Raw genomic sequence first — 15,251 nt, forward strand, 5'->3', positions numbered from 1 at the left:
CCGCAGAAGATCACAGATCGAGCACCAGCAGCGGTGATTTGGCGCGCGAGCAGCACGGCAGGAACTGATCGTTCGCCGCGCGTTCCTCGTCGGTCAGATAGGAATCCTGGTGATCTGGCTCACCAGACAGCACTCGCGTCAAACAGGTACCGCACACGCCCATCTCGCACGACGTGATCACTTCGACGCCATGCGAGGCCAGCGCCTGAACCACCGTGCATTCGGGCGGCACGTCGATCGTCGCGCCGCTGCTCGCGATGCGCACCTGGAAGCTGCCGCCCGTCGCCGGCTGATTCGCGGCCGCGCCGAAAAACTCGTAGTGCAGCCTGTTTTCCGGCCAGCCCTTTGCACGCGCGGTCTCGAGCACGAAATCCATGAAGCCGCGCGGACCGCACACATACAGATGCGTGCCGGGCGGTGCATCGCTTAGCGTCTGTTCGATATCGAACGTCGAGCCGCCAGGATGGTCATCGTGATGAAGCTGGACCGACTTCGCGAAGCCAGCTTGTGCAAGACGCTCGAGGAACGCCGTGCGTTCCTTCGAGCGCGTGCAATAGTGCATGTCGAACGAAGCGCCCGTGGCGGCAAGCCGCTCGGCCATGCAAAGAATCGGCGTGACACCGATGCCGCCCGCGAGCAGCAGATGATGTGCCGCATCGTCAGCGAGCGCGAAATGATTGCGCGGCGCGCTGATCTGCAGGCGATCGCCCTCGCGAAGCAAATCGTGCACCGCTTTCGATCCGCCGCGCCCCGCTTCGTCGCGCAGCACAGCGATCAGATAGCGATGCGTTTCGCGCGGATCGTTGCACAACGAGTACTGACGCACGAGCCCGTTGGGCAAATGCACGTCGACGTGCGAGCCGGCGTCGAAAGCGGGCAACGCCTGACCGCTTTCGCTCGCGAGTTCGAAGCTGGCGATACCGGGCGCTTCGTCGCGCCGGCGCGCGACCACCACATTCAGCACGGGATGATTCATGTCGCCGTCCGCACCGGAATGACGCGCGTCGCTTCAACCCGGGGCGCACCGGCCTGCGGCGCGCCGGTCTCCGCGCGCTCCTGCGCGACGAGCCGATCGATCACGCGACGCGACATCACACCGCCCGCATCGATATTGAGTTTCAGCAGATTGCGCTCGGGCCAGCGCAGCAGGTTCTGCTGCTGACGTTCGAGCATCTCCAGATCTTCGCTGAAGATCTTGCCCTGTCCTTCGCGGATGCTGGCGGTCAGCGCGGCATCGTCGGGACGGAAATTGCGCGCCATGCCCCAGAAATACCAGATCGACGTTTCGGTTTCAGGCGTGATGAAATCCACCACGATCGACGACGCCTTCTTGTCAGCGAGCGCGTGATAGCCGCCATGCCCGGCATGCGCGACCCCCACCTCGATCAGCACGTGACTCGGCGGCGTGAAGCGGCAGATCTGCCAGCGGTCGACGGGCACGTCGTCGGCGAGACCATTGCCGCGCAACGCCATCTTCCAGAACGGCGGCGCCGCGACGTTTTCCATGAAACGGCTCGTGCGCACGGTATCGCCTTCGGCCACGGTTTTCGGCGCGGCTTCGTCGATTTCCTTTTGCCCGATGCTGTTCGCGTGCACATAGGTCTCGTGCGTCAGATCCATCAGGTTGTCGATCATCAGCCGGTAATCGCAGCGGATGTGATAAAGACCACCGCCATATGCCCATTCGGCACTCTCGGCCCATTCCAGATGATGCAGTTTGGCGGCATCGGCCTGCGTCGCATCGCCGGGCCACACCCAGACGAAGCCGTAGCGTTCGATCACCGGATAATGGCGAATCGACGGAAAGCCGTTGACGCGTTGGCCCGGCATGCCGGTCGGCTTGCCCTGACAGCCCATTTCGAGGCCGTGATAGCCGCACACGAGCGTGCCGTCGCGCACGAAACCGAGCGACAGCGGCGCACCGCGATGCGGACAGAAGTCTTCGAGCGCGACCACGGCACCTTCCGCGTTGCGATAGAAAACCATCGGCTCACCGCAGATCTGCCGGCCGAGCGGCTTATCCGCGACTTCATCGGGCATACATGCGACGTACCACGCGTTCTTGGGAAACATGTCAGTCTCGCTCCTTGTTGTTAGTTCGCCCACTTCATTCAGTCTACTCATTGAGATTCAGTGTACTCAATGTGCCTTTAATGATTAAATGAAGGTTTTCCCCTAGACCAACTTTCATTCAGGTAACACGAAGATCAATTTGCCATTTCCATTCGCTACGAAAGGGCACCAGGTCTTCAGAACTAATATGGTCACTTCAACCGATACCAGCACTTCCGCGATCAGCATCGATCTGTACGACCAGCCCGGCCATCTGATCCGACGCGCGCATCAGATTTCCGTGTCCATGTTTCATGATCTGATCGGGCGCGAGGTGACGCCCGTGCAATATGCGGTGCTCAGAATGCTGCAGGAATTGCCCGGACTCGATCAGGTCACGCTCGCGCAGCGAGTCGGTCTCGACACGTCGACCACCGCCGATATCGCGGTGCGGCTCGAAGCGAAAGGCTGGATCGTGCGCGAAGTTCTGCCGCGCCGCCAGCGTCGTCTGTTACTGACGCCGGCAGGAGAGCAGTTGCTCGATGAATTGATCCCCGGCGTCAACGCGCTCAATCACGGCCTGCTCGACGGCATGGGCGACGAGGATGCGCGAGAGCTATTGAGGCTATTGAGAAAGTTCGTGCATCTGAATAACGACCAGAGCCGCGCGCCGCTGCGCAGTGCGAGCGACGACGCGACTCCGGACTAGCCCGCTAGCGTCCTGCGCGCGGTCCGTGCTACGGCGCGATGTCCACCACGATCTTGCCGCGCACGTGGCCTTTCGCGAGCCGTTCCAGCGCCCTGGCCGTGACATCGAACGAAAACCGTTCGGCGACCACGACACGCACGCTGCCGTTATTGATCAACGACGCGATCTCAGTCAATTGCCGCCCGTCGGGCCGCGCGGTATAACGCGCGGCCCGCGCGCCATGACTTGAGGCCTCGGTCTGCGACGGCTCGTTGAGCGTCGAGATCAGCGCGCCGCCGGTCGCGACGGCCGACCAAGAGCGGCGCTGCGTATCGCCGCCGACCAGATCGAACACGAGGTCCATATCTCGCGCGACGTCTTCGAAACGCTGCGCGTGATAGTCGATCACGCGATCCGCTCCGAGCGAGCGCACGAACTCGATGCCGTCGCCGGACGCCGTCGCGTACACTTGCGCGCCCTTCTGCCTCGCGAACTGCACGGCGAAATGTCCAACGCCGCCTGCGCCCGCATGAATCAGCACGCGGCAGCCCGCTTCGAGGCAGCCGTGCTCGAACAGGCCCTGCCACGCGGTCAACGCGGCGAGCGGCACGGCGCCCGCGGTCCCCGCGTCCAGTTTTTCGGGCGCATGCGCTAGCGCACTCGCGGGCACGACGACGAATTCCGCGTACGCACCCTGCCCCTGGCCAACGAAGCCATACACCTGCTCGCCCGCGCGCCATTGCGCGGCGCCCTCGCCGATCCGTTCGACCACACCGGAAAAATCGCGCCCCAGCGTATAGGGCAGCTGTTCTTCGCGGATCAACGGGTACTGGCCCGCGCGTGTTTTCAGGTCGACCGGATTGACGCCGGCCGCGCGCACGCGCACCAGCACCTGGCCGGCGCCTGGCTCGGGGATCTCGATCTCCTCGGCCTTGAACACCTCGGGACCGCCGAAGCTGTGAATGCGATAAGCGAGCATCGTGCTCATGATGAGCCTTCTCCTTGAAAGGTCGTGTGTCAGCGGCGCTGCGTTTTCAGGCTGGCCGCAAGCCGCGTTCCTCAACGAGCCCCCGAGCCGCGGCACGACATATGCGACACGTAACGATAGGCGCGCAGTCGTGATGTACTCATTCAAGGAGGAACCATGTCACAGCACCCCGCTCATTCCCAGGATCATCGTCATCCCGGCCAGCCGAATCCCGCTGACATCGAAAAGGCACTCAGTGGCGTGAATTACCCGACCACGCGCGAAAAGCTGGTCGCGCAGGCGCGCAAGAATCACGCGAATACCGACATCGTCGATCTGGTCGACCGTCTGCCCGATCACAATTTCGACAGCCCGGCCTCGGTCGCGAAGGAAATCGCGCGTATTCAATGACGCCGCGATCCATCGAGTCGGAACCGGACTCCGCAGGAGAGCATCATGGAAAGCACTTCAAAACATTCGCTTGGCTCTGGCATCAAGGACGCCCCGTCGAGCCGGCGCAGGCCCGCCGCGACGCCGACGGACACGCTACAAAGCAGGAAGGACGAGCAGGATAAGCGCAAGCACGCCGCCTCGGAAAACGAACTGGAGTCGGCGCAGAACAAGAACCCCATTGCGCCGCACTCGACCCGCGAATGAAGAACACCGGCGATGTGCGTATCGGCATTTCCGGCTGGCGCTATCAAGGTTGGCGCGGCAGCTTTTACCCCGAGGATCTGAAACATGCAGCGGAATTGCAGTACGCGTCGGCGCGATTCGGCACGATAGAAATCAACGGCACGCATTACAGCCTCCAATCGCTCGATAGCTGGCAGCGCTGGTATGCGCAAACCCCTGACGGCTTCGTGTTTGGCATCAAAGGGGCGCGCTATCTGACTCATATGCTGCGCTTTCGCGATGCGAGCGCGCGCGTCGGCATCGCGAACTTCTTCGCGCAGGGCATGCTCGCGTTGAACGAAAAGCTCGGTCCGATCCTGTGGCAATTTCCGCCGTCCTTCCGATTCGAGCCCGACGCAATGGAGCGCTTTCTGCACGTGTTGCCGCCCGACACCGCGAGCGCATCGGCGCTCGCCAGTCAATACGATAAGCGGGTCAAGACGCCCTACGTCGACATCGATCGCAAGCGAGTGTTGCGTCACGCGGTCGAAGTGCGCCACGCGAGCTTCGTCGATCCGGCGTTCGTGGCCTTGCTGCGGCAATACGGCGTCGGGCTCGTCGTTTCCGATTCCACCGAACCGTGGCCCGTCGCCGAAGATCTGACGGCGGACTTCGTCTATATCCGCCTGCACGGCAGCGAAGCCAAATACTCGGGTTCATATGGGGACGAAGCTTTGCAACGATGGGCCGAGCGAATCGATGCATGGCGCGGCGGCTCACAACCGGCCGACGCGAGATTGATCGCGCCGCAACTCGCGCCGCGTCGCCGAGCCACGCGAGACGTCTACTGCTACTTCGACAATGACGTAAAAGCACGGGCGCCGTTCGACGCGCAACGATTGATGAAAGACCTCGGAATCCAAGCGACGCCAGCGCCAGCATTACCCTGATCGCTTGCCGCCGTGGGCCAGCTTCTGCGCGGTACGCAGCGCCGCGACGATGCGCTCGTACACCTCGCGACGGGTTTCAGGGTCCGGCGCGCGCAGCGCATACGACGGATGGTACGTCGCGACCACACGCTTCTCGCCGCGTTCGAGCGTTTTGTCGAACGCGTCCTGCAAACGCGCGTGCGGATCGTCGACAACCGCTTTCAACGCGGTCGCCCCGAGTGCGACGACCACGCGCACATCCGGCATGTCGAGTTCCTGTTCGAGCCAGTAGCTGCATGCTTCGACTTCGCGCTGAGCGGGCGTTTTATGCAAACGACGCTTGCCGCGAGCAATCCACTTGAAATGCTTGACCGCGTTCGTCACGTATACGTCGTTACGCTTGACGCCGGCTTCTTCGAGCGCTCTGTCCAGCAACGCGCCGGCCGGCCCGACGAAGGGCTTGCCCTGCAGGTCTTCCATATCGCCGGGCTGCTCGCCGACCAGCACGATCGACGCATGCCGCTGCCCTTCGCCGGGCACGGCCTGAGTCGCGTTGCGCCAGAGCGCGCAGCGACGGCAATCGCCGAGCTTTGCCGGATGCTGATCGGGTTCGACATCCGCTGGCTCCGATTGCGCGTCGCCATGCGCGCGCTTTTTCTGCGGTTTGTCGGTCATGGGTACGACCGCGCGTGCTGAAGCAGCTTATTTCTCGTTCTTCTTCGGAATCTTCGCGCCCGACTTGCGCGCCTGGTTCAATGCGATCGCGACAGCCTGCTTGTGCGGCTTGCCATGCTTCGACTCGGTCTTGATGTTGTGCGACACCGTCTCTTTCGATGTACCTTTCTTCAGCGGCATGATCTTCTCCGGGTGTAAATGACGAAAGGAAAAATCAGGACCCGCACGGAATGGCGTTCCTGCACCGAAACTGCGCAGCATACGCTGTGCCCGCGAGTTCGTCGAAATCACCCGGGAACACCCGTCGCCGACGCATTCAACGCCAGCGACACACCCCCCACCAGAATCAGACTCGACGCCCACACCGCATCGAGATTGAACCAGCTGCGCGACACGAACCTGAGTCCGAGATAGCGATAAACGAGCCACGCGAGCACGCCGCCGGCGATCGTCATCGTCGCCGCATGCACCGCGGCGACCGACAGCGCCATGCGCAGACTCGTTTCGATCAGCGCCTGGGCGGCTTGGTGCGCGCTGTCCATCGCGTCGGCGCGGCACAGACCGAGATAGATCGGCACCAGCATCAAGCCGGCCCCGTGCGCGATCGCCACCGCGAACGACCATAGCGCGAGCCGAGACGGCGGAATTCTCGCCAGCACGCGCGGATGACGGCGGCGCATCAGCAACACCAGACCGAAGCCGATCACCAGCACGCTTGCGCCGATCTGCATCTGACGCTGCCACGCAAGCAAGCTTGCAAGCATCGCAAACGGCAGCATCATCAGCAGTATTGCGAGCGCGTGCCCGGCCGCGAGGTAAAGAAGCGCGACGACCAGCGCTTGCGAGCGTCGCTGCATCAGCGCGTTCGACACCGCGAGCGGCCACCCCATTGCCGGATTGAGCCCGTGGTACACGCCGCTCGCGACGACGGCGAGCCACAGTGCCGCTTGCGGCGACACCGAGCCGCTCAAACGCCCACCGACGGATAGCAGAAAGAATCCGTAGAACAGTCGCCGCCTTCGAGACGGATCTGGTGCGCGCGATAGCCAGCGGGAAATTCGACGAAGTAATCTTCGGCGAGTTTGAGACCGCCATTCGGATCGGCATGCGCCATCACTTGCACGCCGGGCACACCGTCCGGATAGAACTGGTCGTCCCACGTCGAATAGAGCGAGTTGGTCCAGTAGACGCGCTTGCCATCGCGACTGATCTCGACCATCTGCGGACCGCCGGCGAAAGCCTTGCCGTTCGGATGCGGCGTACAACGTTCGATGCCGCCAATGCGCACGGAGCCCGTCAATTTCGGCTTGCGCGGTTCGGTCACGTCGTATTGGCGCATCTCGCCGGTGCCCCAGCACGAGACGTAGAGGAATTTGTCGTCGATCGAAAGATCGATATCGGTGACGAGCGGCGGCACCGCGCCGAAACCTTGCAGCAACGGCGGCAACTCGTCGGCGTGGGCGGGCTCTGGCGGAATGGTCGCGGTCTTTTCGATGTGGAAGTGGCCGCCTTCGCGCCACCAGGTCCAGATCGACCCTTCCAGATTCGTGGTATCGACCACGACGCCGATAAATCCGTACTCGCGGCTCGGATCGTGCGCGGGCCGCACTTCGAGCGCCATCTGATGGTTCGCGCCGAGATCGAGCGTCTGCACGTTGCGCCTTGCGCGCAGATCCCAGAAGTGCACGCGGTGGCCATATTTGTTCGAAAGCAGGTCTTCAGGCACGATGCCGTTTTCGAATTGCGGCGGCAGCGCCCATTCGGTCGATACCATGTAATCGCGCGGCAGATTCCACCAGAAGTCGTAATGCTTTTCTTGCGCGCCGCGCTCGATTTCCCAGCGTCCCAACACCTCGAACGTTTGGCAATCCATGATGAAGATTCCGGGCGGCCCGTCGGTGCCGTCCTTGCCGCCACCGCCGAGCGTGCTCACATAGATGCCCTCCGGTCCGCAATGCACGGTGTGCGGACGCGAATAGCCGGTCTTGCGGAAGATTTCCTCTGGCTCGATGATTTTGTGAATCTTCGCCTGGGTCGGATGCGGCTTCGTATCGACGATATAGATGCGCGACGAGCGCATGCCCGGAATGATCAGATAGCGTCGCTCGAGAAATGCGTGGCCCGTCAATGGCGACAACGCGGAGGAACACGCGTTCCAGCCGAAGTGATGAAATTCGTCGCCCTTGTTCGGCACCGGCACCGTGTGGACCACCTGGCTATAGGTCGGCGAACCGCGCTTCACGTCGATCACGGCGAGCGCGTCGGGCTGCGAGGAATCCGGACTTAGCAGCACCGTGTACGCGTATTCTTCCGCAGGCGCATCCATCGCGAGCTTCGGCGATGCATGAAAGGTAGGATCGGGGCGCATTCCCATGACGGCACTCTCCCTGTCGTTCTGAACGGTTCTGAACGGAAGCCCGGCCCGCCAAAAATCGAGCCAGCGCGTAGCCTTACATTTGTAGTTCACGACAGCGACGGACGCAACCGGATATTTGCACCCGAACGCAGGATGCGATCCGACAGCTAAGCGCACCGCGCCGCAACCGCTCGCGCCGACGCCGCGAAGCGCGCATTCGAGCCGACGCAACGCGTTATTGCTGCACGCCCCAGCGCCGCACGGTCACGCGTTCGAGCGTATCGAACACGAGATGCTCGACCAGCAGACCGATCACGATCACGGCCGCGAGCCCCGCGAACACGCGATCCGTATACAGCTCGTTGCGATTCTGAAAGATGTACCAGCCCAGCCCGCCGCTGCCCGAACTCGCGCCGAACACGAGTTCCGCGGCGATCAGCGTGCGCCATGCAAACGCCCAGCCCACGCGCAGGCCGGCCAGGATCGACGGCAGCGCCGCCGGCACGAGGATCAGCAACACATGACGCAGACCCGTCAGACCGTAATTGCGTCCGGTCATCTTCAGCGTCGCGGGAACCGACTGAAAGCCGGAATAGGTATTGAGCGCGAGCGGCCACAGCACCGCATGCACGAGCACGAACAGCAGGCTGCCAGTGCCTAGCCCGAACCACAGCAACGCGAGCGGCAGCAACGCGATGGACGGCAGCGGGTTGAACATCGCTGTCAGCATCGACAGCAGATCGCGGCCCACGCGCATCGACACCGCGAGCGATGTCAGCACGAACGCAAACGCGGCGCCGAGCAGATAGCCGCGCAGCAGCACGGACATCGATACCGCCGTCTTCGCGAGCAGTTCGCCGGACCACACGCCTTGCACGAACGCGCTCAGGGTCGCGCCGAAGGTCGGCAGCAGCAGGTCGTTGTTGATCACGCGCGCGGCGATTTCCCACGCGGCGATCAGCACGAGTGCGATCAGTGTCTTGCGCAGCCAGCCGTGCGCGAAGATCCGCCTCGTCGCTGGCAACGGCGCTTCGATCGCGAGGTCGCCGGGTGCTTCGAGCGGACGTTCGTATTCGTCGCGCACGGGCGGCGGCAACGTGACAGGGGTAGTCATTGCACTGTCTCCGTCTGTTCGAACAGCAGGTGATGAATCCGCGCGACGCTGCGCTGAAAATCGGCGCGGCCGAAGCTGTCCTGCGAATATTGATGGCTGTTCAGTTCCGCGCGCACGCGGCCCGGATGCGGCGACAGCAGCAGAATCCGGTTGCCGACCACCAGCGCCTCTTCGATCGAATGCGTGACGAACAGCAGCGTGAAGTTCACCTCTTCCCATAGCCGCAGCAGTTCTTCCTGCATCTTGCGGCGCGTCAGCGCGTCGAGCGCGGCGAACGGTTCGTCCATCAGCAGCACGCGCGGCTGCATCGCGAGCGCACGCGCGATCGCGACGCGCTGTTTCATGCCGCCCGACAACGTGTGCGGATACGCGTGCGCGAATCCCGCGAGCCCGACCTTGTCGAGGTAATGCAGCGCGCGTTCACGAGCTTCGGCCTTCGACAGTTTCTTCGCGACTCGGAGCGGAAAAACGACGTTCTGCACGACCGTCTTCCACGGCGGCAACTGGTCGAACTCCTGAAACACGACGATGCGATCGGCGCCCGGTCCGCGCACGCGCTGACCGTCGAGCGAAATGCTGCCCGCGCTCGGCTCGATGAAACCGGCCACCGCCTTCAGCAGCGTCGACTTGCCGCAACCGGACGGCCCGAGCAGCACGAAGCGGTCGCCGCCGTAGACGTCGAAGCTGACGTCGTGCGTCGCGCGCACGATTCGCTCGCGCGTGCGGTACTCGAGGTTGACGTTCTTGACCGCGAGCAGTTTGCCGCTGCTTGCCGCGGCTTTCCGTGCGGCGTCGTCGGGAAACAGAAGCGTGGGATTGGCCACCATCAAAGCGCTCCCTGCGAGTGAACCGGATCGACCGGCGAGTGTTGCCGCGTACCGCGCAGCGCCACGAAAACGCGCAACGCCATGCTCAGCTCCCCGCCGCCGTCGCCGGATCGTCGAAGAAATAGTCCTTCCACGACGACGGCTCGTTCCTGATCGCGCCGACGCGATACATGAACTGCGCGAGCCCGAAGGTGTTCTGCGGCACGATCTTGAACTGCACCTGCGGGTTCGTGATGACTTTCACGAGCAGGTCGCGATCGATCTTCGACTGATTGGTGCGGATATAGATATCGGCCGCGCCCTGCGGATTCGCGTTGATGTACTTCGCCGCATCGGCGAGCGCATCGACGAACGCGCGATACGTCTTCGGGTTGTCATGGCGAAATTTTTCGGTCGCATAGAGGACCGTCGCCGAGCTCGGGCCGCCGAGTACATCGTACGAATCGAGCACGATATGCGCCTTCGGATTGCCGGCCAGTTCCTGCTCCTGGAACGGCGGATTGCCGAAATGCCCGGTGATTTCAGTGCCACCCGCGATGATCGCCGCGGCCGCGTCCGGATGCGGCAACGCCTGCGTGTACTTGTCGAGCCGGTTGTATTCCTTGTCGCCCCAGCGCTTCGCCGCCGCGTATTGCAGCACGCGCGATTGCACCGACACGTTGACCGCCGGCAGCGCGATGCGGTCCTTCTGCGTGAAGTCAGCGATCGTCTTCACGTCGGGATTGTTGCTGACCAGGTAGTACGGCAGATTGCCGAGCGACGCGACGCCCTTCACGTTCTGCTTGCCGTGCGTGCGATCCCAGATCGTCAGCAGCGGGCCGACGCCCGCGCCGGCGATATCGACCGCGCCCGACAGCAACGCATCGTTGACCGCCGCGCCGCCCGACAGCTTGACCCAATCGACCTTGATGTCGAGGCCCTGCTTGCGCCCTTCGCTTTCGATGAAATGCTGATCGCGCGCCACGTTCAGCAGCAGGTACACGATGCCGAACTGTTCGGCCACGCGAATCTCGCCTTCGGCATGCGCGGGAGCGCTGACGACGGCGCCCATCGACAGGCTCAGCACTAGTGCCGTCAAACGGCGGACAAACGACGGCCGTGCGGCGGTCGGGTGAAATCGGCTCAGCATTGAAACTCCAGTCGGCGTGCGGTGTGACGGTGTCGTTGTGATGGAAAGCGTCGCTCAGCGTGGCATGTCGCCCTCGATCGTCGTGCGATACAGCTTGCGGCGCAGATGGTCGGGCGTGCCGGCGGCGAGGTGCATCAACGAGCGGTTGTCCCAGAACACCATGTCGTGCTCGGCCCATCGATGCCGGTACAGATGCTCGGGCCGCACGCTGTGCGCGAACAGCTCGTCGAGCAACGCGCGGCTCTCGTCTTCCGGCAAACCGATCACGCGCGTCGTGAAGTGCTCGCTGACGAACAGCGCCTTGCGTGCCGTCTCCGGATGCGTACGCACGATCGGATGCACCACCGGCTTCACCTGCGCGATCTGCTCGGCCGACAGATTCGGCCGCCACGGGCTGCGCTTCTGCAACTCCGCGTATTTGGCCAGGTACGTGTGCTCCGCGCTGCGTCCTTCCACCGCGCTGCGCAGATGCGCGGGCAACGTATCCCACGCCAGGTGCATGTTCGCGAACAGCGTATCGCCGCCTTCGGCCGGCAACTCCTGCGCGTGCAGCAGCGAGCCGAGGCTCGGCTTTTCCTTGTACGACAGGTCGGAGTGCCAGTAGTGGCCGGCATCGCCTAGACCGATCGGCTTGCCGTTCTCGATCACGTTCGATACGACCAGCACCTCGGGATAGCCTGCCAGGCCAAACTGATGCAGCACGTGAATCTGCAGCGGGCCAAAGCGGCGGCTGAACGCGATCTGCTGCTCCGGCGTGATGCGCTGGTCGCGAAACACGAGAACGTGGTGGTCCAGATGCGCGCGGTGGATGCGCGCGAAATCGTCGTCGCCGAGCGGCTGGCCGAGATCGAGGCCGAGCACTTCGGCGCCGAGCGGCGCATCGAACGCGCGAATCTCGAAGGATTGCGTCGCAGTAGCGGGAGCGGTAAAAGCAGCGGCGGTAGTCGTCACAGGCGTCTCTTCGTCGAAACTATTCAGCGGGCGCCTAACGGCGCGGTCAGTGCGACGAATGTACCGGCCCGCGCGCGCGATGCCAACGAAGCAAATCCGATACGGTTATCTGCTGGAGTGATAAACCCGATGCTGCAATGTCTTTCGGCGCATCAGAACTTCGGCAGACCCGGTGGATTGCTTTCGGAGCGCGCCAACGCTTCCGACTCGATGCCCCAGTGCGCAAGCGAGCGCCGATAGGCGCCATTCGCGATCAGTCCGTTCGTCGCGACCGTCAGCGCATCCATCAAGCCGCTGCCCTTGCGGGTGGCGATCGCCACATCCGCGCGCGCCGGCCAGCCGGCGTTCAGCGTACCTACCTCGCGGATCGCGCCGGTAGTGGCCGCATCGTAGGCAAGCGGCGCGTTCGGATTGAATACGACGTCGGCGCGGCCCGATAGCAACGCAATGCGGCTCGCGGCGTCATCGTCGAAGTACTGGAACTCGACCGGCTTCAAACCCTTCGCGACGTTCTGCCGGTTCCATTCGAGGATGATCTTTTCCTGGTTCGTGCCCGAGGTCGTAATAAGGCGGAGGCCCGCAATATCCGGCGGCTGAGCGATCTTCCTGATCGGACTCGCGGTTTTCACGTAGAAGCCGTGCAGTCCTTGCCGGTACGTCGTGAAATCGAACTTCTCCTTGCGCTGCTCGGTGACGCCGACGTTCGAGATCACCGCGTCGTACTTGCCCGAGGTGAGGCCGAGCGGCCAGTCGGCCCATGCGATCGGCACGAGGTTCAGCTTCAATCCGAGCGAATCGGCGATCAGTTGCGCGTAGTCGGCATCGGAACCGACGACGGTACGCGCATCGGTCGCATAGGTCGCAGTCGGCGGCAGGTGCGGCGAAATCGCGACCGTGAAGTTGCCGTCGTTCGCAAAGCGGTAGTGGTTGCCGATAGCCGCGATCGCTGCCGGATTCTTCGGCACGCGAATGCGGCCTGACTGCTCGGGACTCAGGTCCACCGTGCCGTGCGGCGCCTGCGCCGCATGTGCTACGTCGAGCGCATGGCGCACGAGCAGCGCGCCGAGCGCCGTACCGGCCAGAATGAATTGACGTCGATTGGTCATTGATAGGAATCAGTCTGCAATCACAGGACGCGCGACAGAAACTCGCGCGTGCGCGCATGGCGCGGTTCGTTCAATACTTGCGCGGGCGGGCCCGACTCGATCACGCGTCCGCGATCCATGAACACGATCGTGTCGGCCACTTCGCGCGCAAAGCCGATCTCGTGCGTGACGATGACCATCGTCGTGCCGGAACGCGCGAGCGCCTTGATCACGTCGAGCACTTCGTTGACGAGTTCGGGATCGAGCGCCGAGGTCGGTTCGTCGAACAGCAGCACCTTCGGTTTCAGCGCCAGCGCGCGCGCAATCGCCACGCGCTGCTGCTGCCCGCCCGACAACTGACGCGGCCACGCATGCGCCTTCGCTTCGAGACCGACACGCGCGAGCAGACTGAGCGCAAGACTCTCCGCTTCTGCGCGCGACAGACGTCCCAACGCGACCGGCGCCTCGATGATGTTTTCCAGCACGGTCAGATGCGGGAACAGATTGAAGCTCTGAAACACCATGCCGACCTCGACGCGGCGTCGCAGGATCTCCGTCTCCTTGAGCTCGTACAGCGTATCGCCATCGCGTCGATAGCCGATCAGCTCGCCGTCGATATCGATCAGGCCACCGTCCACGCGCTCCAGATGATTGATCGTGCGCAGCAGCGTCGATTTGCCGGAGCCCGATTGGCCGAGAATCACGGTGACGCTGCCGGGGCGCAGCGTCAGCGACACGTTGTCGAGCACCTTCAGCGTGCCGAAACTCTTCGATACCTGCTGGATCGCGATGCGCGCGCCGTCGCGTTGATCGGCCCAGCGTTGATCCAGAGAGGCGCCTGCACGTGCATTGTCTTTTGCTTCTCCAAGCGGCTCGGCGGGCGCAAGGTCGCCACCGCGCGCAATACCCACGCTTTTCAGCAGCGCGCCGAAAGCGGACGGCACCGCGCTACGCCTGACGCCGCGCGAGAAATACCGCTCCACATAAACCTGTATCGCCGACAACACGGTCAGAATGATCAGATACCAGACCGTCGCGACCATCAGCAGCGGAATCACTTCAAGATTGCGTCGATAGATGATCTGCACGGTGTAGAACAACTCCGGCATCGCGAGCACATAGACCATCGACGAGCCCTTCGCGAGCGCGATCAGATCGTTGAACGCGGTGGGCAGGATCGCGCGCATCGCCTGCGGCAGCACGATGCGCCGGGCCTGGCGCTCGCGCGGCAAGCCGAGCGCGGCGGCCGCTTCGAGCTGGCCGTGGTCGACCGACTGAATGCCGCCGCGAATCACTTCCGCCGAAAACGCCGCGTGATTGAGCGTCAGGCCGAGCACCGCGGCGAGAAACGGGCTGATCAGCTCGGTGGTCGGCACATCGAGAACGACGAGGCTCGTGAACGGCACGCCTAGATGTACCGTCTCGTACAGATAGCCGAGATTGTTCAGGATCAACAGCAGCACGATCAGCGGAATCGAGCGGAACAGCCACACGAACGCCCACGCGCAGCCCGCAAGCAGCGGCGAACGCGATACGCGCGCGAGCGCGATCGGAATGCCGAGCGCGAAGCCGAACACCGCGCCGAGCGCGGTCAACAGCAGCGTGCGGCCGAGCCCGGACAATACCGGCTCGGACAGAAACCATTCCGCGAAGACATTCCACCCCCAGCGCGGATTGCCCAAGACCGATTCGAGCACGATGCCGATCAGCGCCACGGCCGCCACGGTGCCGGCGAGGCGTGCACGGTTTTTCGCGGGCACGATGCGATAGTCGGCGCGCTCGCGCAACGCGTCGGCGTGCGCGGCGGCGAGTTGCGGATTCGCGAGTTCAGCGGTGTCGTTCATCGTCGTCTGCTCCGCGCTT

General features: G+C 63.5%; 17 protein-coding genes. 4 read left to right on the forward strand and 13 right to left on the reverse strand.

Annotated features, from left to right (window positions below; all coding sequences use genetic code 11):
* Nucleotides 1-10: 10 nt before the first annotated feature.
* Together QFZ91_RS35025 and QFZ91_RS35030 are read right to left on the reverse strand one after the other, a co-directional pair.
* Nucleotides 11-976, reverse strand: a complete 966-nt coding sequence (locus QFZ91_RS35025) for a PDR/VanB family oxidoreductase (RefSeq protein ID WP_429570037.1) — start codon at nucleotides 974-976, stop codon at nucleotides 11-13.
* Nucleotides 973-2,073, reverse strand: a complete 1,101-nt coding sequence (locus QFZ91_RS35030) for a Rieske 2Fe-2S domain-containing protein (RefSeq protein ID WP_429570038.1) — start codon at nucleotides 2,071-2,073, stop codon at nucleotides 973-975. The genes QFZ91_RS35025 and QFZ91_RS35030 overlap by 4 nt, the downstream gene beginning before the upstream one ends.
* Nucleotides 2,074-2,260: 187 nt before the next feature.
* On the opposite strand from QFZ91_RS35030, the gene QFZ91_RS35035 reads away from it, so the two are divergent.
* A complete protein-coding gene (locus tag QFZ91_RS35035; protein ID WP_176107565.1) occupies nucleotides 2,261-2,761 on the forward strand; it encodes a MarR family winged helix-turn-helix transcriptional regulator in 501 nt (166 codons plus the stop codon).
* A gap of 28 nt (nucleotides 2,762-2,789) precedes the next feature.
* On the opposite strand, the gene QFZ91_RS35040 is transcribed toward QFZ91_RS35035, so the two are convergent.
* The gene (locus tag QFZ91_RS35040; RefSeq protein ID WP_429570039.1) at nucleotides 2,790-3,728 is read right to left on the reverse strand and encodes an NADP-dependent oxidoreductase; all 939 of its coding nucleotides are present in this window, start codon (nucleotides 3,726-3,728) and stop codon (nucleotides 2,790-2,792) included.
* Nucleotides 3,729-3,884: 156 nt separating this feature from the next.
* Here QFZ91_RS35040 and QFZ91_RS35045 point away from each other — a divergent pair, with 156 nt between their 5' ends.
* The 3 genes from QFZ91_RS35045 to QFZ91_RS35055 are packed head-to-tail and all read left to right on the forward strand — an operon-like array spanning nucleotide 3,885 to nucleotide 5,272.
* Nucleotides 3,885-4,118: a DUF2795 domain-containing protein gene (locus QFZ91_RS35045; RefSeq protein ID WP_176107563.1), complete on the forward strand. Its 234-nt coding sequence runs from the start codon at nucleotides 3,885-3,887 to the stop codon at nucleotides 4,116-4,118.
* A gap of 45 nt (nucleotides 4,119-4,163) precedes the next feature.
* Nucleotides 4,164-4,364 (forward strand): hypothetical protein, encoded by a 201-nt coding sequence (locus QFZ91_RS35050; protein ID WP_429570040.1) that lies wholly within the window; start codon nucleotides 4,164-4,166, stop codon nucleotides 4,362-4,364.
* Nucleotides 4,361-5,272: a DUF72 domain-containing protein gene (locus QFZ91_RS35055; protein ID WP_429570041.1), complete on the forward strand. Its 912-nt coding sequence runs from the start codon at nucleotides 4,361-4,363 to the stop codon at nucleotides 5,270-5,272. The genes QFZ91_RS35050 and QFZ91_RS35055 overlap by 4 nt, the downstream gene beginning before the upstream one ends.
* Here QFZ91_RS35055 and QFZ91_RS35060 read toward each other — a convergent pair.
* The 10 genes from QFZ91_RS35060 to QFZ91_RS35105 form a co-directional block, all read right to left on the reverse strand.
* Nucleotides 5,264-5,926, reverse strand: a complete 663-nt coding sequence (locus tag QFZ91_RS35060; RefSeq protein WP_176107561.1) for a UdgX family uracil-DNA binding protein — start codon at nucleotides 5,924-5,926, stop codon at nucleotides 5,264-5,266. The two genes, QFZ91_RS35055 and QFZ91_RS35060, sit on opposite strands and share 9 nt — an antisense overlap.
* Before the next feature lie 27 nt (nucleotides 5,927-5,953).
* A complete protein-coding gene (locus QFZ91_RS35065; RefSeq protein ID WP_368716016.1) occupies nucleotides 5,954-6,106 on the reverse strand; it encodes a DUF6496 domain-containing protein in 153 nt (50 codons plus the stop codon).
* Between the two features lie 107 nt (nucleotides 6,107-6,213).
* Nucleotides 6,214-6,897, reverse strand: coding sequence for a hypothetical protein (locus QFZ91_RS35070; RefSeq protein WP_429570042.1), 684 nt, complete (start codon nucleotides 6,895-6,897; stop codon nucleotides 6,214-6,216).
* Nucleotides 6,894-8,300: a selenium-binding protein SBP56-related protein gene (locus QFZ91_RS35075; RefSeq protein ID WP_429570043.1), complete on the reverse strand. Its 1,407-nt coding sequence runs from the start codon at nucleotides 8,298-8,300 to the stop codon at nucleotides 6,894-6,896. Before QFZ91_RS35075 ends, QFZ91_RS35070 begins: the two co-directional genes overlap by 4 nt.
* A 217-nt stretch (nucleotides 8,301-8,517) precedes the next feature.
* A complete protein-coding gene (locus QFZ91_RS35080; protein WP_429570044.1) occupies nucleotides 8,518-9,396 on the reverse strand; it encodes an ABC transporter permease in 879 nt (292 codons plus the stop codon).
* Nucleotides 9,393-10,223 carry an ABC transporter ATP-binding protein gene (locus tag QFZ91_RS35085; RefSeq protein ID WP_429570045.1) on the reverse strand — a complete coding sequence of 277 codons (831 nt, stop codon included), beginning with the start codon at nucleotides 10,221-10,223 and terminating at the stop codon, nucleotides 9,393-9,395. Before QFZ91_RS35085 ends, QFZ91_RS35080 begins: the two co-directional genes overlap by 4 nt.
* A gap of 85 nt (nucleotides 10,224-10,308) precedes the next feature.
* The gene (locus tag QFZ91_RS35090; protein ID WP_429570046.1) at nucleotides 10,309-11,352 is read right to left on the reverse strand and encodes an ABC transporter substrate-binding protein; all 1,044 of its coding nucleotides are present in this window, start codon (nucleotides 11,350-11,352) and stop codon (nucleotides 10,309-10,311) included.
* 54 nt (nucleotides 11,353-11,406) lie between these two features.
* Nucleotides 11,407-12,303, reverse strand: coding sequence for a TauD/TfdA dioxygenase family protein (locus QFZ91_RS35095; RefSeq protein ID WP_429570047.1), 897 nt, complete (start codon nucleotides 12,301-12,303; stop codon nucleotides 11,407-11,409).
* A gap of 152 nt (nucleotides 12,304-12,455) precedes the next feature.
* Complete coding sequence (locus QFZ91_RS35100; protein ID WP_429570048.1) at nucleotides 12,456-13,409, reverse strand: ABC transporter substrate-binding protein; 954 nt, start codon at nucleotides 13,407-13,409, stop codon at nucleotides 12,456-12,458.
* Nucleotides 13,410-13,429: 20 nt separating this feature from the next.
* Entirely contained in the window at nucleotides 13,430-15,232 is a 1,803-nt protein-coding gene (locus QFZ91_RS35105) for an amino acid ABC transporter permease/ATP-binding protein (RefSeq protein WP_429570049.1), read from the reverse strand.
* Nucleotides 15,233-15,251 lie beyond the last annotated feature (19 nt).

Source organism: Paraburkholderia sp. JPY419 (genome assembly GCF_050435705.1).
GTDB classification, from domain to species: domain Bacteria; phylum Pseudomonadota; class Gammaproteobacteria; order Burkholderiales; family Burkholderiaceae; genus Paraburkholderia; species Paraburkholderia youngii.